14 protein-coding genes are annotated in these 18,939 nt (G+C 60.9%); 9 read left to right on the forward strand and 5 right to left on the reverse strand.

The features are described from left to right. The first annotated feature begins 29 nt into the window (after positions 1-29). Complete coding sequence (locus HF257_RS29065; RefSeq protein ID WP_185708862.1) at positions 30-470, forward strand: GlcG/HbpS family heme-binding protein; 441 nt, start codon at positions 30-32, stop codon at positions 468-470. 131 nt (positions 471-601) lie between these two features. Here the strand turns inward: HF257_RS29065 and HF257_RS29070 are convergent, their stop codons facing one another. Both HF257_RS29070 and HF257_RS29075 read right to left on the reverse strand, forming a co-directional pair. Beyond that, positions 602-1,060, reverse strand: coding sequence for an REP-associated tyrosine transposase (locus HF257_RS29070; RefSeq protein WP_185708863.1), 459 nt, complete (start codon positions 1,058-1,060; stop codon positions 602-604). A gap of 209 nt (positions 1,061-1,269) precedes the next feature. Then, complete coding sequence (locus HF257_RS29075; RefSeq protein WP_185708864.1) at positions 1,270-1,875, reverse strand: TetR/AcrR family transcriptional regulator; 606 nt, start codon at positions 1,873-1,875, stop codon at positions 1,270-1,272. Positions 1,876-2,087: 212 nt separating this feature from the next. Here HF257_RS29075 and HF257_RS29080 point away from each other — a divergent pair, with 212 nt between their 5' ends. Genes HF257_RS29080 through HF257_RS29095 form a run of 4 tightly spaced genes read left to right on the forward strand, consistent with a single transcriptional unit; the run spans position 2,088 to position 10,830 of the window. Then, on the forward strand, positions 2,088-3,212 hold the full coding sequence (locus HF257_RS29080; protein ID WP_185708865.1) for an efflux RND transporter periplasmic adaptor subunit: 1,125 nt from the start codon (positions 2,088-2,090) through the stop codon (positions 3,210-3,212). A 13-nt stretch (positions 3,213-3,225) separates the two neighbouring features. Continuing rightward, positions 3,226-6,288 (forward strand): efflux RND transporter permease subunit, encoded by a 3,063-nt coding sequence (locus HF257_RS29085; RefSeq protein ID WP_185708866.1) that lies wholly within the window; start codon positions 3,226-3,228, stop codon positions 6,286-6,288. Between the two features lie 4 nt (positions 6,289-6,292). After that, a complete protein-coding gene (locus tag HF257_RS29090) occupies positions 6,293-9,418 on the forward strand; it encodes an efflux RND transporter permease subunit (RefSeq protein WP_185708867.1) in 3,126 nt (1,041 codons plus the stop codon). Continuing rightward, complete coding sequence (locus HF257_RS29095) at positions 9,415-10,830, forward strand: efflux transporter outer membrane subunit (protein ID WP_185708868.1); 1,416 nt, start codon at positions 9,415-9,417, stop codon at positions 10,828-10,830. Before HF257_RS29090 ends, HF257_RS29095 begins: the two co-directional genes overlap by 4 nt. Before the next feature lie 149 nt (positions 10,831-10,979). Here HF257_RS29095 and HF257_RS29100 read toward each other — a convergent pair whose 3' ends face one another. Continuing rightward, complete coding sequence (locus tag HF257_RS29100; protein WP_185708869.1) at positions 10,980-11,768, reverse strand: MlaA family lipoprotein; 789 nt, start codon at positions 11,766-11,768, stop codon at positions 10,980-10,982. After that, positions 11,761-13,059 (reverse strand): serine/threonine protein kinase, encoded by a 1,299-nt coding sequence (locus tag HF257_RS29105; RefSeq protein ID WP_185708870.1) that lies wholly within the window; start codon positions 13,057-13,059, stop codon positions 11,761-11,763. Before HF257_RS29105 ends, HF257_RS29100 begins: the two co-directional genes overlap by 8 nt. 236 nt (positions 13,060-13,295) lie before the next feature. Between HF257_RS29105 and HF257_RS29110 the strand changes: the two genes are divergently transcribed. Then, positions 13,296-13,664, forward strand: a complete 369-nt coding sequence (locus HF257_RS29110) for a hypothetical protein (protein WP_185708871.1) — start codon at positions 13,296-13,298, stop codon at positions 13,662-13,664. A gap of 98 nt (positions 13,665-13,762) precedes the next feature. Here HF257_RS29110 and HF257_RS29115 read toward each other — a convergent pair whose 3' ends face one another. Next, positions 13,763-15,316, reverse strand: a complete 1,554-nt coding sequence (locus HF257_RS29115) for a glycoside hydrolase family 17 protein (RefSeq protein ID WP_185708872.1) — start codon at positions 15,314-15,316, stop codon at positions 13,763-13,765. 332 nt (positions 15,317-15,648) lie between these two features. Here HF257_RS29115 and HF257_RS29120 point away from each other — a divergent pair, with 332 nt between their 5' ends. From HF257_RS29120 to HF257_RS29130, 3 genes are all read left to right on the forward strand, one after another. Further along, on the forward strand, positions 15,649-16,500 hold the full coding sequence (locus tag HF257_RS29120; RefSeq protein WP_185708873.1) for a glycine betaine ABC transporter substrate-binding protein: 852 nt from the start codon (positions 15,649-15,651) through the stop codon (positions 16,498-16,500). Between the two features lie 287 nt (positions 16,501-16,787). Continuing rightward, positions 16,788-17,099: a DUF485 domain-containing protein gene (locus HF257_RS29125; protein WP_185708874.1), complete on the forward strand. Its 312-nt coding sequence runs from the start codon at positions 16,788-16,790 to the stop codon at positions 17,097-17,099. After that, the gene (locus HF257_RS29130) at positions 17,096-18,754 is read left to right on the forward strand and encodes a cation acetate symporter (protein ID WP_185708875.1); all 1,659 of its coding nucleotides are present in this window, start codon (positions 17,096-17,098) and stop codon (positions 18,752-18,754) included. The genes HF257_RS29125 and HF257_RS29130 overlap by 4 nt, the downstream gene beginning before the upstream one ends. The last annotated feature ends 185 nt before the right edge of the window (positions 18,755-18,939 follow it).

Below are 18,939 nucleotides of genomic sequence, written 5' to 3' on the forward strand. Positions count from 1 at the left end.
GTTTTCCATAACAAGATAAGGACGGCACCATGAGCGCTTTAACCTTGAAAATTGCCACCCAACTGGCCAGCCAGGCCCTCACCGCAGGACGCACCATTTCGGCGGCACCCCTGACTATTGCGGTGCTCGACAGCGGCGGCCATCTCGTCACCCTGCAACGGGAAGACGGCGCCAGCCTGTTGCGCCCGCAGATCGCCATCGGCAAGGCCTGGGGTGCGATTGCGCTGGGCAAGGGCTCACGCTTGCTGGCACTGGACGCGCAGCAACGCCCGGCATTTATCGCGGCGTTGAACAGCCTGGGGCAGGGCAGCGTGGTGCCGGCACCGGGTGGGGTGTTGATTCGGAATCTGGATGGAGTGGTGCTGGGGGCGATCGGGATCAGCGGGGATACGTCGGATATTGACGAGCAGTGTGCAATCACGGCGATAGAGGGGGTTGGGTTGTTGGCGGATGCGGGGGTTTCGGCTTGATTTTTCGCTGACTGATAGGGCCTCTTCGCGAGCAAGCCCGCTCCCACATTTGACTGCATTTCAAAGTTGAAACTCGGTCAAATGTGGGAGCGGGCTTGCTCGCGAATCCCACAGGCAACTCGGTCTCTGCTCTAAACCCAAATCGCATCCCACAGCGGATAGTCGCCAACCCGCTCCACCAAGCCTGCCCGCAAAGGATTGGCCACCACATACCGAGCCATTTTCACCAAATCATCCTCTTTTCGCAGTGCCCGGTCATGAAAGCTGGTTTGCCAAAGGCGGCCTTTACGGCCTGTGGCGCCATTCACACTTCGGGTACTGTTGGATTTCACCTGACACATCAAATCGCCTAATGAGCCCTTTTGCAGTTCGACCAGCCAGTGGAAATGGTCAGGCATCACCACCCATGCCAGGGAGTTCGCCAAGCCTTGATAGTGAGCGAGTCTAAATTGCCAAACCACCAAGCGACCCAGATGAAAGTTACTGAAAATTGGCACACGTTCGTGGGTGTTGGTGGTGATCAGATAAATGCGATTGCGTTCGCTGAACCGCCCGATACGCAGGCGGTGTGAGGTAGCAAGATCAGGCATTCCATGGCCTCTCTTCAGTGGGGGTTCTGAGAGGCTAGGTCTGGGTGGTTGATGCTGATGGCTAGGCTTTTGGCAGGATGTGTCTGGGAGGGTGCTTTCGCGAGCAAGCCCGCTCCCACATTGGATCTCCAGTGTTCATACATTGTGTGTCTGGCATCAATCCCTGTGGGAGCGGGCTTGCTCGCGAATCCCACAGGCAACTCGGTCTCTCAGTCCGGCTCACACCCCTTCAACACCAACCGAATAATCGTCTGCGCCGCCGCTTCATAATCCGCTTCATCCAGCTTGGCCTTCCCGGTCACTGCCGAAATCTGCCAGTCAAAATCCGCATACGTCTGCGTCGCCGCCCAGATGCTGAACATCAGGTGGTTGGGGTCAATGGCCGCGATCAGACCGCGATCTACCCAGTTTTGGATGCAGTTGATGTTGTGCTTGGCCTGGGCGTTGAGTTGCTCGACCTGGTCAGCGCTGAGGTGCGGGGCGCCGTGCATGATTTCGCTGGCAAAGACCTTGGAGGCGAACGGCAGGTCGCGGGAGATGCGGATTTTCGAGCGGATGTAATTGCTCAGCACTTCCTTGGGCTCGCCCTCCGGGTTGAACGGCGTGGAGGCGGCCAGGATCGGCTCGATAATGCTTTCGAGCACCTCGCGGTAGAGGTTGTCCTTGGACTTGAAGTAGTAATAGACGTTGGGCTTGGGCAGCCCGGCCTTGGCGGCGATGTCGCTGGTTTTGGTCGCGGCGAAGCCCTTGTCGGCAAACTCCTCGCTCGCCGCCCGCAGGATTTTTTCTTTATTACGCTCGCGAATGCTGCTCATAAACCTGGAATTTCCTTGCCAAGACTGGCGGTTGCGCATGGTAGCACCGGCGCTGCGCAGCGCTCAAGAATCGTGCCGCAGCCCGTGTACCACGGGCGTTACACAGACATTGTCTGTCTTGAGGCTGAACGCATTCAAGGTAGTACAGGCAGGCGTCGGGCAGGCTGCTAGAGTTCAGGTCAACCTAGTATTGGGCTTTCGAGTGAGAAACCGTGGAGAAACGCAAACGACGTACGTTCGCCTGGATCATCGGCGCCGTGCTGGTGGTGTTGGTGATTGCCCTCGGCCTGCATTTTTTGGGCGGCGCGCCCAAGGCCAAACCGCCGTCTCCCGGTGAGCCGGTCGCTGTGGTGCCGGTGGTGTTGCAGGACGTGCCGGTCTATATCGACGCTCTTGGCACCGTGACGCCAACCCGCAGTGTCACCGTGGTCAGCCAGGTCGATGGCATCCTCAGCAGCGTCGAATTCAAGGAAGGCCAGCACGTCAGCAAGGGCCAGGTGATCGCCCGTATCGACGACCGCGCGCTCAAGGCGCAATTGGCAGTGGCCAAAGGCACGTTGGCCCATGACCAGGCTGTACTCGCCAACGCCCAACGCGACTTGGCCCGCTACCGTGATCTGGTCAAGGCCGGCTCCACCAGTCAACAAACCCTCGATACCCAGGCCTCCCTGGTCCAGCAGCAACAAGGCACCGTGGCCGCTGACCAAGGCAATGTGCAGAACCTTGAAGTGCAACTGAGCTACTGCACCATCACCTCGCCGGTAGATGGCGTGGTCGGTTTGCGCCAAGTCGACCCGGGCAATTACGTGACCACCACCAGTACCACCGGCATCGTGGTCATCACCCAGATGAACCCGGCCACCGTGGTGTTTGCCGTGCCCGAGGATGACCTTGGCGCGATCAACCAGGCACTGGCCCGTGGCAGCGTCACGGTGCTGGCCTACGACCGCAATAAAAAGTCCCTGCTGGCCACGGGCAACCTGCTGGCTCTGGATAACCAGGTGGACACCAGCACCGGCACAATCAAGGTCAAGGCGCAGTTCGATGATTCGGGCAATGCGTTGTTTCCCAACCAATTCGTCAACGCACGCTTGAAAGCCGACACCTTGAGCCAGGTGGCCGTGGTGCCGACCCGTGCGATCCAGCACGGCAGCAAGGGCGACTTCGTGTTTGTGGTCAACGGCAACAAGGCCAGCCTGCGCAACGTGAAGACGGGCGCGTCGATGGGCGATGTTTCGGCGATCCTCGACAACGGCGTCAAGCCGGGCGAACAGGTGGTGACCGAAGGGGCCGACAAACTGGACGATGGATCGCCCGTGAAGGTCGTCGCCCAGTGAGGAGCCGCCGAACATGAACATTTCGCGGCCCTTTATCGAACGTCCTGTCGCTACCACCCTGATGATGGTCGCGGTGCTGCTGCTGGGCCTGTTGGGCTATCACTTGCTGTCGGTGTCGGCGTTGCCCGAAGTCGACTACCCGACCATCCAGGTCTTCACCCAATACCCTGGCGCCAGCCCGGACGTGGTCAGTTCCTCGATCACTGCACCGCTGGAGCGCCAGCTCGGCGAAATGCCGGGCCTTAAGTCGATGAACTCCACCAGTTCTGATGGCGCCTCGGTGGTCACGTTGCAATTTGACCTGTCGTTGTCGCTGGACGTGGCCGAGCAGGAGGTGCAGGCGGCGATCAACGCGGCGGGCACTTTCCTGCCGGCCAACCTGCCGTACCCGCCGGTGTATAGCAAGGTCAACCCGGCGGATGCGCCGGTGCTGACCCTGTCGCTGACCTCCGACGTGCTGCCGCTGACCAAGGTCGAAGACCTGGCCGACACGCGCCTGGCGCAGAAGATCTCGCAGATCACCGGCGTCGGCCTGGTGACGATCAGCGGTGGCCAGCGCCCGGCAGTGCGGGTCGAGGCCAACACCTCGGCGCTGAACAGTCTGGGGCTGTCGCTGGATGATTTGCGCACCTCGCTGGGCAACGCCAACGTCAACCAGGCCAAGGGCAATATCGATGGCAAGTTCCAAGCGTATTCCATCGGTGCCAACGACCAGTTGCAGTCGGCCGAGGAATACCGCGACCTGGTGATTGCCTACAAGAACGGCGCGCCGATTCGCCTGTCGCAGATCGCCAGTTCCACCCAGGGCCCGGAGAACCCACGCCAGGCCGCCTGGACCAATGACACGCCGTCCATCGTGCTGAATATCCAGCGTCAACCCGGCGCCAACGTGATCCAGGTGGTCGACCGGGTGCAACAACTACTGCCCAAATTGCGTGCCAGCTTGCCGGGTACCTTGAAGGTCGCGGTACTGACCGACCGCACCCAGACCATCCGCGCCTCAGTGACCGATGTGCAGTACGAACTGGGCCTGGCGATCCTGTTGGTCGTCATCGTGATCTTCATTTTCCTGCGCAATATCCCGGCGACTATCATTCCCGCCGTCACCATCCCGCTGACGTTGATTGGCACGTTGGCAGTGGCCTACGCGCTGGGCTTTTCCCTCAACAACCTGACGCTGATGGCGTTGACCATCGCCATCGGGTTCGTGGTGGATGACGCCATCGTCATGATCGAAAACATCACCCGTTACCTGGAGGCCGGCGACACCCCGTTACAGGCGGCGCTCAAAGGCGCGGAGCAGATCGGCTTCACCATCATTTCGTTGTCCATCGCGCTGATCGCGGTGATGATCCCGTTGTTGTTCATGGGCGATGTGGTCGGGCGGTTGTTCCGGGAGTTCGCCATGACGGTGGCGGTGACCATTGTGATTTCGGCGGTGATCTCGCTGACGCTGACGCCGATGATGTGCGCGCGCATGCTCAAGTCCAAACACGAGGAGCGCCGGCCGGATTTCTTCGACCGTATCAACCACCATTACGTCCGCGGCCTGGACTGGGTATTGGCGCACCGCACCCTCACGCTGATCTCGGTGGTGCTTACCGCCGCGCTGACCTTGTTCACGTTGGTGATCATGCCCAAGGGCTTTTTCCCCGACCAGGACACCGGCCTGATCCAGGGTATCTCCCAGGCTTCACCGACCATCTCGTTCCAGCAGATGCAGGTGGAGCAACAACGCCTGGCCGCGCGCATCCTCAAGGACCCGGCGGTGCAGAGCCTGTCGTCGTTCGTCGGGATCGACCAGACCAACCCCACCCTCAATCAAGGCAACCTGCTGATCAATCTCAAGCCACGCGGCGAACGTGACAGCAGCACCGCTGTGATCCGCCGCCTCGCGGATGCCAACGCCGACGACGCCGGCATCCGCCTGTACCTGCACTCGGTGCAGGACCTGACCCTGGACGCCACGGTGTCCACCACCAGCTACCGCCTGGGCCTGCAAGCCACCGACCCGGATGAGCTGGAGCAATGGACCACCAAACTGCTGGCGGCGATCAAGCAAGACCCGATGTTCACCGACGTGCAAAGCCAGGCCATGCAGTTCGGCAACCAGCTCAAACTGACCTTCGACCGCGCTACCGCTTCACGCCTGGGCATCACCCCACAGGCCATCGACGATGTGCTGTACGACGCCTTCGGCCAGCGCCAGGTGTCGACCATCTACACCCAGCTCAACCAGTACCACGTGGTAATCGCCACCGACCATCCGCCGCGCAACCTGCCGGATTTGCTCACGGGTTTGTACGTGGATATTCCCGGCGGCGGCGTGGCGCCGTTGTCGAGCATGGCGACCATGGAAGTGGTCCGTGCGCCGGTGACCATCAACCGCCTGGGGCAATTCCCCTACGCCGATGTGTCGTTCAACCTGGCGCCCGGGCAGACGTTGGGCGCTGCGGTCACGCGCCTGCAGGACATCGAGGCCAAGGTTGGCTTGCCGCTGTCGGTACAGGCCAACCTTGAAGGCGCGGCGGCCACATTCCAGGCGTCGCTGTCCAACCAGGTGTTCCTGGTGTTGGCGGCGATTGTGGTGGTGTACCTGATGCTGGGGATTTTGTACGAGAGCTTCGTGCACCCGGTCACGATCCTCTCGACCCTGCTGTCGGCAGCGCTCGGCGCGCTGCTGGCGCTGCTGATCACCGGCACGCAATTCGACATCATCGGCTTGATCGGCATCGTGCTGCTGATCGGCATCGTCATGAAGAACGGCATCATGATGGTCGACTTCGCCCTGGAGCTGCTGCGTGAGCAAGGCTTGAGCCCGGTGGACGCGATTCGCCAGGCGGCGGAGCTGCGGTTCCGGCCGATCCTGATGACCAGCATGGCCTCGCTGTTTGGTGCGGTGCCGTTGGCGTTGGGCACCGGTATCGGTTCGGAACTGCGCCACCCGCTGGGCATCGCAATCATCGGCGGGCTGTTGCTGAGCCAGTTGCTCACGTTGTTTTCCACACCGGTGATCTTCCTCGCCATGCACAACCTGGGTGAGCGTTTCAGCCGTCGCCAAGCGGCCGTGGAATGATGCGATGAACCTCAGCGCGCCGTTTATCCATCGCCCGATTGCCACCACGTTGCTGGCAGCGGGACTCGCCTTATTTGGCATATTGGCCTTCAACTTGCTGCCGGTGGCGCCACTGCCGGAAGTGGACTTCCCGACTATCAGTGTCAGCGCCTCGTTACCCGGCGCCGACCCGACCACCGTCGCCAGTTCAGTGGCCACGCCGCTGGAGCGCCAGTTCGGGCAGATCGCCGGGGTCACACAGATGACTTCCGCCAGCAGCCTGGGCTCGACTCGCATCACCATGCAGTTTGACCTCAGCCGCGACATCGACGGCGCGGCGCGGGATGTACAGGCGGCGATCAACGCCGCGCGCAGCAACTTGCCCAGCGACCTCTCCGGCAACCCGACCTACCGCAAAGTCAACCCGGCCGATTCGCCGATCCTGATCATCAGCCTGACCTCCGACAGCGCCACGCCGGGGCAGATGTATGACGCCGCCTCGACCGTGCTGGAGCAGCGCCTGTTGCAGACCACCGGCGTCGGCGATGTGACGGTGGGCGGCGGTGCGCTGCCGGCGGTGCGTATCGAACTCAACCCGGACCGGCTCAACCAATACGGCGTTAGCCTGGAGCAAGTGCGCCAGGTGATCAGCGCATCCAACGCCAACCTGCCCAAGGGCAATGTGGCGGTGGGTGACCGCTCCTATGGCATCGGCGCCAACGACCAACTGCTCAATCCTGACGATTACGGGCCGCTGGTGGTCAAGGAGAAGAACGGCGACCTGATTCGCATCGCCGACCTCGGCTATGTGCGTGAAGACGTGCAAGACCTGCGCAACTTCGGCTTGTCCAACGGCAAACCGGCGGTGTTGCTGGTGGTGTTCAAGCAGCCAGGCGCCAACGTGATCGACACGGTGGACGCGGTGAAGGCTTCGCTGCCGTTTCTGCAAAGTTCGATCCCGGCTTCGATCAAGCTCGACCTGTTGATGGACCGCACCACCACCATCCGCGCGTCTCTGCATGATGTGGAAGTGACGTTGCTGGCGTCGATCCTGCTGGTCACCCTGGTGACCTTCGGTTTCTTCCGCGACTGGCGCAGCACCCTGGTACCGGCGATTGTGGTGCCGTTGTCGTTGCTCGGCACCTTTGGCGCGATGTATTTCCTCGGCTACAGCCTGAATAACCTGTCGCTGATGGCGCTGACCATTTCCACCGGTTTTGTGGTGGATGACGCCATCGTCGTGGTGGAAAACATCATGCGTCACCTGGAGAAAGGCGAAAGCCGGGTGCAAGCGGCGCTGGCGGGCACCAAGGAAGTCGGGTTCACCGTGCTGACCATCAGCGTGTCGTTGGTGGCGGTGTTTATACCGCTGTTGTTGATGGGCGGGATCGTCGGGCGACTGTTTCGCGAGTTCTCGGTGTCGTTGTCGGTGGCCATCGTGATTTCGATGGTGATCTCGTTGACGGTCACGCCGATGCTTGCCAGCGTATTGCTGCGTGCGCCCAAGGACATTCGCGAGGGCAACGAGCACCCGGACTCGCGCTTTCATCGTTTCTACGACCGCACCTTGGGCTGGGTGATCGACCACTCGATCCTGATGGGTTGTGTGACGGTGCTGGTGATTGTGCTGGCGGGCGTGCTGTACGTGCTGGTGCCCAAGGGCTTTTTTCCCCAGGAAGACACCGGGCGCTTGCAGGGCAGTATCCTGGCGGCGCAGAGCATTTCCTACGGGGCGATGCAGAAGGACTTCACCGCGATCAACCACAAGGTCATGCAAAACCCCAACGTGGAAACGGCGGCGGGGTTTGTCGGCGGCGGTGGCGGTGGTGGCGGGGCGGTCAACAGTGCGCAGATGTTCGTGTTGCTCAAGCCTATCGACCAACGCAAGGACAGCGCCACCGAGGTGATCGGCCAGATCCGCCGTACCCTCGGCAACTTGCCCGGCACCAAGCTGTTTTTGCAGGCGGCTCAGGACATCACCGTGGGCGGTCGGCAAAGTGGCGCGCAGTATCAATACACGCTGACCGCCGACGACCAACAGTCCCTGGATGAATGGGTGCCCAAGGTGGTGGCGGTGCTGCATAAGCTGCCGCAACTGACCGACTTGAATACCGACCAGCAGGACAACAGCCTGCTGGCCAATGTGCAGGTCAACCGCGACACCGCTGCGCGGCTCGGCGTGGGCATGTCGGCGGTGGACCAGACGCTGTACGACGCGTTCGGCCAGCGTCAGGTTTCAACCCTCTACCGCGCCGCCAACCAGTACCACGTGGTGATGGAAATCGCGCCCGAATACTGGGCCGATCCGTCAGCGCTCAAAAGTATTTATGTGCCCACCGGCAGCCAGGCGGTGTCGAGCAAAGGCAGTGCCGCCGCGCCAAACCTGTCCAGCCAGGTGACCTTGGTACCGCTGTCTGCGCTGGCAGATAACTCGGTCGCGCGCACGGCCATTTCCATCAGTCACCAAGGCACCTTTCCGGCGGTGACGGTCTCCTTCAACCTGGCGCCTGGCACCTCGATCGGCCAGGCCACGGCGTTGGTGGACGATGCAGTGAAACAGCTGCGCATGCCCGCCAGCATCACCGGGCAGTTTGCCGGGACGGCCCAGGTGTTCCAGTCCTCGGTGGCCAGCGAGCCGTTGCTGATTGTCGCGGCGCTGCTCTCGGTGTACGTCGTGCTGGGCATCCTCTACGAGAACCTGATGCATCCGCTGACGATCCTCTCCACGCTGCCCTCGGCAGGTGTCGGTGCGTTGATCGCCTTGCTGCTGACCGGCACCGAGCTGTCGATCATCGCGTTGGTGGGGGTGATCCTGTTGATCGGCATCGTGAAGAAGAACGCGATCATGATGATCGATTTCGCCATCAGCGAACGGCGCGAGTTTGGCCTGACGGCCAAGGATGCGATTCGCCGCGCCTGCCTGATTCGCTTCCGGCCGATCATGATGACCACCCTCGCGGCGATCCTTGGCGCACTGCCGCTGGTGCTTGGCAGCGGCTATGGCTCTGAACTGCGTCGCCCCTTGGGCATCTCGATTATTGGCGGGTTGTTGCTCAGCCAGGTGCTGACGCTTTACACCACCCCGGTGATTTACCTCTGGCTCGACCGGGCGTCCCAACGCCTGGGGCGGCACAAGGAAGCAAGGTCATGAAACTCAGATACAGCGTGCTGGTGGTTGGCCTGATGCTCGGCGGCTGCATGGTCGGGCCGGATTATCAGAAACCGGCCATGGCGTTGCCGCAGTCGTTCAAGGAGGGCGCGCAGTGGCAGCGCGCGGTGTCCAATCCCCAAGGCGCGTTGGACAGCCAATGGTGGCTGGCCTATCAGGACCCGGTGTTGAACGACTTGGTGGCGCGGTCGGCCAAGGCCAACCAGTCGATCATTGCGGCGGAGGCCGCCTATCGGCTGGCCCAGGCACAGGTCGCATCGAGCCGAGCCGGGTTGTGGCCGACGGTGGGCGTGGGGTTGTCGGGATCGCGAGGCGAGGGCGGTGACGGCACGACCTCCAGCACCACCACCTCTGCCGGCGTGAAAAACACGGTGAGCGCCACGCTCACCGCCAGCTGGGAGCCGGACCTTTGGGGCCAGGTGCGTCGGGGCATCGAGTCGAGCCAGGCCACGGCGCAGCAGTCCGATGCGTTGCTGGCCGGCGTGCGTTTGTCCATCAGTTCCAGCGTGGCCAGTAACTACCTGGCGTTGCGCCAGATGGATATCGATGTTCGTTTGTTGCAGCAGCAACAGACCATCAACCAGCAGTTGCTGGAGATGATCCAGGCCCAGTTCACCCAAGGCGTCGCGACGAATGACCAACTGCTGGTGGCCCAGGACCAACTGACCACGTCAATTGCCGACCTGCAGACCTCGCTGCGTGACCGCGAACAATACGAGCACGCCCTGGCGGTGCTGGTGGGCATGGCGCCCAGCGAGTTCAGCGTGGCGCCGCGCAATGATTTCAGCTTCGTTGTGCCCCGGCCACCGCTGACCTTGCCGTCGACGTTGCTGCAACGGCGACCAGATGTGGTGGCCGCCGAGCGCTCGGCTGCAGCGGCCAACGCCAAGATCGGCGTGGCCGAAGCGGCGTTTTTCCCGACCTTGGATCTCACTGCGTCGCTGGGCTATCGCGGTAGCGCGTTGGGTGGTTTGTTTTCGCTGCCTAATCGCATCTGGACGTTGGGCCCAGCGTTGGCGGAGACGATCTTTGATGGCGGCGCGCGTGAAGCGGCAGTCAAGCAGGCCGAGGCCAGTTATGACCAGATCGCCGCCAACTATCGCGGCACCGTGCTTAGCGCTTTACAGAACGTTGAGGACAACCTGTCGGCGATCAATCACCTGCAGACCCAGGCCGATGCCTTCCAGCAGGTGTTTGCGCGTAACCAGCAGTTGTTCGGCAGCCAGGAGGCACAGCTGCGTGCGGGTACGGTCAGCCGCGAGGCGGTACTGACTCAGCAGTTGGTGTTGTTGCAGGCCGAGCAGAATCTGCGGGATACCCAAGGGCAGTTGAGCCAGGGCAGTGTGGCGTTGATTCAGAGTTTGGGGGGAGGGTGGCAGGCGACTGGGAAATAACTGACGCACCCTATCCAAATGTGGGAGCGGGCTTGCTCGCGAATGCTGAGTTTCAGTCAATACATCTGTGACTGATACACCGTAATTCGCGAGCAAGCCCGCTCCCACATTTGAACTGCGGTTACCCGCGAGAGCACAGTACCTTTGAACTACTCCGCAATCTGCAACTTGCGCGATTCGGTATAGATGTACCGCACCTTTTCATACTCGAACGGCGAGTTCATCTGACCATAGCGGAAGCTGGTCTGATAACGCTTGTCGACCGCGCGCAGCGCCCAGATTTCCGGATGGTTGGAGCTGACTTCGGACACGTTGAGGAAGTTGATCTCGGTTTCCGCGCCGTAGTCGACGATCAGGCCGGTGGTGTCACGCAGGTTCGACGGGCCGAAGATCGGCAGTACCAGGTACGCGCCGCCGGGTACGCCGTAGAAGCCCAGGGTTTGGCCGAAGTCTTCGCTTTGACGCGGCAGGCCCATGGCGGTGGCCGGGTCCCACAGACCGGCGATGCCGATGGTGGTGTTGAGCAGCAGGCGCCCGGTGGTTTCCAGGGAACGATGGCCCTTGAGTTGCAGCAGGCTGTTCAACAGGTTGGGCACGTCGCCCAGGTTGTTGAAGAAGTTGCTGACGCCGGTGCGCAGGAAGCTTGGGGTCACGTAGGTGTAGCCGTTGACCACGGGCAGGAACACCCATTGGTCGAAGCGGTAGTTGAAGTGGTACACCCGGCGGTTCCACGACTCCAGCGGGTCATAGACGTTGAGGGCGGTGAGCGACGAACGCTCGAACTCGCGCTGGTCCAGGCCGGGGTTGAACTTGAGCTTGGACAGCGGCTCCTTGAAGCCATCGGAGTCGACCTTGATCGGCTCGTGTGCCTTGCTGTTGTCGGCATTGGCCACGCCCGCGCACATCAAGGCGGCGAGCAGCAGAAGATATTTAGCCACGGAAGAACTCCAGCATGGCGTCGGCGTTGACGCGGTAATTGAGGTTGCCGCAGTGGCCGCCCAGCGGGTAGACGGTCAAGCGATCGCCGAAGGTTTTACGCAGGAAGCCGAGGTCGCCTGGGCCGAGGATCACGTCGTCAGCGTTGTGCATGACCGCGATTTTCGGGCTGTTGTGCAGGTAATCCTTGAGTGCGTATAGGCTGACCTGGTCAACCAGTTGCAGCAGGCTGCCGCCGTCGGAGCGGGCACGCCACATCGGAATCACCTGCTCGGTGAGGTAGCAGTCGAAGTCACATTGCAGCGCACGCTTGAGGAACGGCGTGAGGCTGGTGCCTTCGGTGATCGGGTATTTGGGCGGGATGATCAGGCCGCGACGGTTGATCAGGTCCGAGGTAAAGGCGATGTCGGCCGCCGAGAAGCGGAACGAGGTGCCGATCAGCATGGCCATCTGTTCGTTGGTCAGGTGCTGCTTGGACTGCTGGAAGTCGTAGAGCAGGGCGTCGTTAAGGTCGATGTAGCCTTTTTGCTGGAAGTAGCGGGTCAGCTTGTTCAGCACCAGCTCATAAAAGGTGGTGGTGTTGTTGATGCCCTTGACCTCGGTCTGCACCAGCTTGTCGAGGTTGGTGATCGAGGTGTAGAGGTTGACCGGCGGGTTCAGCAACAGCACTTTCTTGAAGTTGAAGCTGCGGCGGGTTTCGTCCAGTTTGGCCACGAACGCTGCGTCCAGGCCGCCCAGGCTGTAGCCGGTTAGGTAGAAGTCGGTCACCGGCAACGAGGCGTTTTGCGCGCGCACCGCTTGCATCACGCGGTACATGTCCTCGGCGTCTTCCTGGGTGATCCCCGGGGTGGCGAAGCGCGAAGCGGCGCTGATGAAGTCGAAGCTGGTGGGCGACGACAATTGCACCACGTGGTAACCAGCCTGGTAGTACAGCTTTTTCAGGTATTCGTTGAGGCTGCTGTCATACCGCGCACCGGTGCCTGCGATCAGGAAGATCAGCGGTGCGGCGCGGTCTTGCTTGGCGATGCGGTAGGTGAGCTTCTTCACCGCCCAGAAGTTGTCCGGCAGGCTGAACTCGCGCTCGGGGCGCATGTTCAGGGTGTAGTCGGACTGGTTGATCTCGTCATCACGCGGCAATTTGGGCCGCAGGTCGGGCGGGGTTGTCGCGATGGTCGCTTCAAACGGGTTGGTCAAAGGGTAGCCATAGCTGGCTTGGTCGATATCGACCGCCAGTGCTGACGCACTCAGAAAAAGGCTGCCCAGCAGGGCAGCACAGCGTAAGGAACGGAGCATGACTTAATCCCTAAGAGGAAACGTGCTTAATGAAGTTCGCAGGCTATGACCACCGCGTTGTCACCGAAGTGCCAGCACTCGGCACGAAAAGTCGGAAAATAACGTCGGAATCGAGGTAATAGTAGCCAGACGATACACTTTGCCACGCTTTGGTGAACACTAATTGTGTGTATGCGCCTTGCTAACGGTTGCCAGGGCATTAAGCTGAGCGCCGTTTTTGCCTATTGGAGTCCCCCATGTCCCGTCGTTTGCCATTGATTTTGCTGCTTATTGCCCTACCGCTGTGGCTGGCCGCCAGTTACGGCGCGCGTTATGGCTTTATGGAGGATGGCAGTTGGGTGGGGATTTGTGCCGATGAAGCCGGTCGCTGGGAATGCCAGCTGCGTTCGAACCTGGGCTTGATGATTCACTTCAAGGTGCTGGGCTGGGCCGCGCTGGTCACCTCGGTGCTGGCGTTCTTTGTGCCGGGGCGAGTGGGCTGGGGCTTGGCAGTGCTGGGGATGGTGTTCGGGTTGCCGGCGTTGGCGTTGTACAACACGACCTTTGCGGTGTTTGCGGTGGTGGTGGCGGGGTTGCGGTTGGTCAGGAAACCTCGGGGCGTCTGATCGGGCCCCTTCGCGAGCAAGCCCGCTCCCACACTTGACCGAGTACATCCTTTGGAATGCGGTCGAATGTGGGAGCGGGCTTGCTCGCGAAAGCGGTGTTAAGCCTTGCGCACCCGCAAGCAACGCCACAAAGCCCCGACCATCAACACGCTGACCACCGCCCAGCCCCAAGCCTGCTGGTTCATCAGACCTTCACGGTACAATTGCGGCGCAACGCCGGCACCGATGATAAAGGCCAGCAAGGCGATCTCCCGGCGTGGTCCAGTCACTGGTCGAACCAGGTATACCAGCGCCGGCAACACCAGTGCCGCGCTCGGAAAACTGCGGTAACGCGGATCAAACACCAGCGCCAGCATCATCACTGCCCCTGCAAACCCGGCGATCGCCACCAGCCAGCCTGCACGTTGTTCCAGCCAGTTGAACGCACGTTCACGCCAGCCCTCGCGACCGCTCAAGGCCAGCGCAGCGTGGGCCAGCACCAGCAGGTTCAGCACGACCAGCAACCCGGCCCACACCCACTCATCATTGAAGCGTGCCGTGACGCGGGTCAGTTCGGACCAAGTGCCGATGGAGCAGGCGGCCACCGCGCCCAGCAGCGGCAGGAGCAGCGCGGCCCGTGTGCTGCGAACGCGCCCACCCAATGCCAAGGTGCCGAGCAGGATGATCCCGCCCACCCCAAGCCACAGCGGCCAGTACGGCACGTTGGTCACCGGCCCGGCGAGGATGCCCTTGTCTTGGCGGTCTGCATCGAACAGGCCCCAGTAACCCCCCACCGCACCTTCGCTGGCACGTTTCCAGGGTTGGTCAAAGGCTTCGATCAGGTTGTAGTGCCAGCCATTGGCTTCGGCCATGGCGACGAAGCCGCGCATGAACTTGGCTTCGTTGACCCGGCTCGGCACTGCGGTTTCACGCTGGCGGCCTTCACTGGGCCAGCCGGTTTCGCCGATCAGCACATCCTTGGGCGCGAACTTGTTGCCGAAGGTCTGGCGGACATCGCCCACATGTTTGAGGGCCTGGTCGATGCCGGATGGGTCATCTTCCCAATACGGCAGCAGGTGAATGGTGAGGAAGTCCACCGCCGGGGCGATTTCCGGGTGTTGCAGCCAGAATTCCCACACGTCGGCGTAGGTCACCGGTTGCTTGATATGGCTTTTGACAGTGTGGATCAGCGCCACCAACTGTTTGGCGGTGACTTCCTTGCGCAGCAAGGCTTCGTTGCCAACGATCGCAGCAGTGACCACATCGGGGTTGGCATTGGCTGCGGCGATCAGTTCGTCGATTTCCTTTTTGGTCGCCACCGGATCACTACTGACCCAGGCGCCGGCCATCACCTTCAAGCCATGCTTGCGTGCCATGTCCGGCAGGGCTTCCAGGCCGGTCATGGAATAAGTGCGGATGCATTCAAAGCGGGTAGCCAGCAGCGCTAGGTCGGCGTCCATCCGCTCTGGGCGCAGCGTGAACGGCTGGTCGAAAGGAGATTGGTCTTTATCGAAGGGCGTGTAGGACGCACATTGCATTTTGTGACTGGCGCTGGCTACATCCGGTAACACCACGGGACGGCCGAGGCCATACCAGTAACCGACCAGGGCCAGCAGGCCAAGGATCAAGGCGAAGAAATAGGGCAGGGCAGGGAAGCGGGCGGTCGCAGGCATGGTCGACTTATCTGGGGGAGCAAAGGCGCGCATCTTACCCGGATTTGGCCCATCCCAGTGGGGCTGCATAATTTTGACATGCAAAGTTCGGGCGGGATTTTGACGTCAAGTCCTACAAAACGTCCTGCTGGCTATGTGATGTCGTTTCTTGCTTGCATGAGGTCGCTGACAGAGCAGGTCGAAGCCTGCGCCGGGTTGATGATCAAGGCGTCAGCACTCCACTGATGTCGCAGCAGCCGAATCGAGGCGCGTGAGGGGGGCGCGGTGCACCACATAACAACAGGTTGACGTCGCTCGGCATCCGTCGGGCGCAGCACTTTCGGGGAAGTACTATGAAGATGCGACGACTCTTGGGCGCAGCTGCCACTCTGGTAGTTGCGATGGGCTCCACACTGGCCAGCGCCGACGGCAAAACCCTGAGCATCGGCTATGTAGACGGCTGGTCCGACAGCGTGGCTACCACCCACGTGGCCGCTGAGGTGATCAAGGAAAAGCTCGGTTATGACGTGAAACTGCAAGCCGTCGCCACCGGGATCATGTGGCAGGGCGTAGCCACCGGCAAGCTCGACGCCATGCTCTCCGCCTGGCTGCCCGTGACCCACGGCGAATACTGGGCCAAGAACAAGGACAAAGTGGTCGACTACGGCCCCAACTTCAAGGATGCGAAGATCGGCCTGATCGTGCCGGAGTACGTGAAAGCCAAGTCCATCGAAGACCTCAAGACCGACACCACCTTCAAGAACAAGATCGTCGGCATCGACGCCGGCTCAGGCGTGATGCTCAAGACCGACGAAGCCATCAAGGCCTACGGTCTGGACTACAAGCTGCAAGCCAGCTCGGGCGCAGCGATGATCGCCGAACTGACCCGTGCCGAAGACAAACAGGAATCCATTGCGGTCACCGGCTGGGTGCCTCACTGGATGTTCGCCAAGTGGAAACTGCGTTTCCTTGACGATCCAAAAGGGATTTATGGTGCTGCTGAAACCGTCAACAGCATCGGCAGCAAGGGCCTGGAGAAGAAAGCGCCGGAAGTCGCGGCCTTCCTGAAGAAATTCCAGTGGGCCTCCAAGGACGAAATCGGCGAAGTCATGCTGGCGATCCAAGAGGGCGCCAAGCCTGATGCAGCGGCCAAGGATTGGGTGGCCAAGCACCCTGAGCGCGTAGCTGAGTGGACCGCTAAGTAACCAATACCCTATAGAGAGCACGCCGCGAACCTAATGTGGGAGCGTGCTTGCTCGCGAAAGCAGTGTGTCAGTCGACGCATAAGTTGACTGGACTCCCTGCATTCGCGAGCAAGCCCGCTCCCACATTTTTTTGTGCGCGTTTCAGGCAGCTGTTTATTTGTTGGCAGCAAAACTTGCGAAGTTGCTATCTCCTTCTACTACTAAGGTCGTCTGGAACCTCTACGGCAGCCGCATACAGTGGATACGTTCCAAAATAATAAAAAAGCTGTGCTGCGAGGATAAAAACAATGAACGACAGCATTTACCTCTCGATTCAAAACAGCCCGCGTTTCAAGGAGCTGGTAAGGAAAAGGGAACGGTTCGCCTGGATTCTCTCGGCGATCATGCTAGGGCTTTACTCCGCTTTCATCCTGTTGATCGCCTACGGGCCACAAATACTGGGCGCCAAGCTCAGCCCAGGTTCTTCGATTACCTGGGGCATTCCCCTGGGCGTCGGGCTGATTGTGTCTGCCTTTGTCCTGACCGGTATCTATGTACGCCGGGCCAACGGCGAATTTGACGACCTGAACGCTGCGATTCTCAAGGAGGCTGCGCAATGATCGGTCGTCTACTGGCAATACTCGTCGCATCGTTCTTTGCTCCGGCCCTTTGGGCTGCGGATGCCTTGACCGGTGAAGTGCACAAACAACCCCTGAACGTGTCGGCCATCGTGATGTTTGTCGCGTTTGTCGGCGCCACCCTGTGCATCACTTACTGGGCGTCCAAGCGCAATAAATCGGCGGCCGACTACTATGCGGCCGGCGGCAAGATCACCGGTTTCCAGAACGGCCTGGCGATTGCCGGTGACTACATGTCGGCGGCGTCCTTCCTGGGGATTTCCGCACTGGTGTACACCTCCGGTTATGACGGGCTGATCTACTCGATCGGCTTCCTGGTGGGCTGGCCGATCATTCTGTTCCTGATCGCCGAGCGCCTGCGTAACCTGGGCAAGTACACCTTTGCCGACGTGGCGTCCTATCGCCTGGGCCAGACCCAGATCCGCAGCCTGTCGGCATGCGGCTCGCTGGTGGTGGTGGCGTTTTACCTGATCGCGCAAATGGTCGGTGCCGGCAAGCTGATCCAGCTGCTGTTCGGCCTGGACTACCACGTTGCGGTGATCCTGGTAGGCATCCTGATGGTGCTGTATGTGCTGTTCGGCGGCATGCTGGCGACCACCTGGGTACAGATCATCAAGGCGGTGTTGCTGCTGTCCGGTGCCTCGTTCATGGCGCTGATGGTGATGAAACACGTCAACTTCGACTTCAACATGCTGTTCTCCGAGGCGATCAAGGTTCACCCTAAAGGTGAGGCGATCATGAGCCCCGGCGGCCTGGTGAAGGACCCGATCTCGGCATTCTCGCTGGGCTTGGCGCTGATGTTCGGTACCGCTGGCCTGCCGCATATCCTGATGCGCTTCTTCACCGTGAGTGACGCTAAAGAAGCTCGCAAGAGCGTGTTCTACGCCACCGGTTTCATCGGCTACTTCTACATCCTGACCTTTATCATCGGCTTCGGCGCGATCCTGCTGGTCAGCACCAACCCGGCGTTCAAAGATGCGGCAGGCGCCTTGCTCGGTGGCAACAACATGGCGGCGGTGCACTTGGCCAACGCGGTGGGTGGCAGTATCTTCCTGGGCTTCATCTCGGCTGTGGCGTTCGCTACCATCCTTGCGGTGGTTGCTGGCCTGACCCTGGCCGGTGCTTCGGCGGTGTCCCATGACCTTTACGCCAGCGTGATCAAGAAAGGCAAGGCGAACGAGAAAGATGAGATTCGCGTGTCGAAGATCACCACCGTAGCCTTGGGTGTATTGGCAATCGGCCTGGGTATCCTGTTCGAAAGCCAGAACATCGCGTTCATGGTGGGCCTGGCGTTCTCGATCGCTGCCAGCTGTAACTTCCCGGTGCTGCTGCTTTCCATGTACTGGAAAAACCTCACCACCCGTGGCGCCATGATCGGCGGCTGGTTGGGCTTGATCAGTGCCGTTGGCCTGATGATCCTTGGCCCGACCATTTGGGTCTCGATCCTGCACCATGAAAAAGCCATCTTCCCTTACGAGTACCCGGCGCTGTTTTCGATGATCATTGCGTTCGTCGGTATCTGGTTCTTCTCCATCACCGACAAATCGGCGGCGGCAGAGAAAGAACGTGCGCTGTACTTTCCGCAGTTTGTGCGTTCGCAGACTGGCCTGGGGGCGAGTGGGGCAGTTAATCACTAAGGTTGTAGCCTGATAAAGAAATGCCCCGGTCGAAAGGCCGGGGTATTTTTTTGTCTGAATACTGGGTGAGGGTTGGTTGTAGTGAGCGGGCTTGCCCCGCGCTGGGTGGCGAAGCCGCCCCAAATCCAGGCGTCGCGGTCTTTCTGAAGTATCGCGGCTGCCTTGTTGGGGCGGCTTCGCCACCC

The organism is Pseudomonas cremoris (assembly GCF_014230465.1).

What these genes read in the sequence shown, in the direction of transcription:
- HF257_RS29105 (WP_185708870.1), bottom strand. Translation starts at nt 13,059, where the DNA reads ATGCTCCGTTCCTTACGCTGTGCTGCCCTGCTGGGCAGCCTTTTTCTG.
- HF257_RS29085 (WP_185708866.1), top strand. Translation starts at nt 3,226, where the DNA reads ATGAACATTTCGCGGCCCTTTATCGAACGTCCTGTCGCTACCACCCTG.
- HF257_RS29070 (WP_185708863.1), bottom strand. Translation starts at nt 1,060, where the DNA reads ATGCCTGATCTTGCTACCTCACACCGCCTGCGTATCGGGCGGTTCAGC.
- HF257_RS29130 (WP_185708875.1), top strand. Translation starts at nt 17,096, where the DNA reads ATGATCGGTCGTCTACTGGCAATACTCGTCGCATCGTTCTTTGCTCCG.
- HF257_RS29075 (WP_185708864.1), bottom strand. Translation starts at nt 1,875, where the DNA reads ATGAGCAGCATTCGCGAGCGTAATAAAGAAAAAATCCTGCGGGCGGCG.
- HF257_RS29125 (WP_185708874.1), top strand. Translation starts at nt 16,788, where the DNA reads ATGAACGACAGCATTTACCTCTCGATTCAAAACAGCCCGCGTTTCAAG.
- HF257_RS29115 (WP_185708872.1), bottom strand. Translation starts at nt 15,316, where the DNA reads ATGCCTGCGACCGCCCGCTTCCCTGCCCTGCCCTATTTCTTCGCCTTG.
- HF257_RS29065 (WP_185708862.1), top strand. Translation starts at nt 30, where the DNA reads ATGAGCGCTTTAACCTTGAAAATTGCCACCCAACTGGCCAGCCAGGCC.
- HF257_RS29110 (WP_185708871.1), top strand. Translation starts at nt 13,296, where the DNA reads ATGTCCCGTCGTTTGCCATTGATTTTGCTGCTTATTGCCCTACCGCTG.
- HF257_RS29120 (WP_185708873.1), top strand. Translation starts at nt 15,649, where the DNA reads ATGAAGATGCGACGACTCTTGGGCGCAGCTGCCACTCTGGTAGTTGCG.
- HF257_RS29090 (WP_185708867.1), top strand. Translation starts at nt 6,293, where the DNA reads ATGAACCTCAGCGCGCCGTTTATCCATCGCCCGATTGCCACCACGTTG.
- HF257_RS29095 (WP_185708868.1), top strand. Translation starts at nt 9,415, where the DNA reads ATGAAACTCAGATACAGCGTGCTGGTGGTTGGCCTGATGCTCGGCGGC.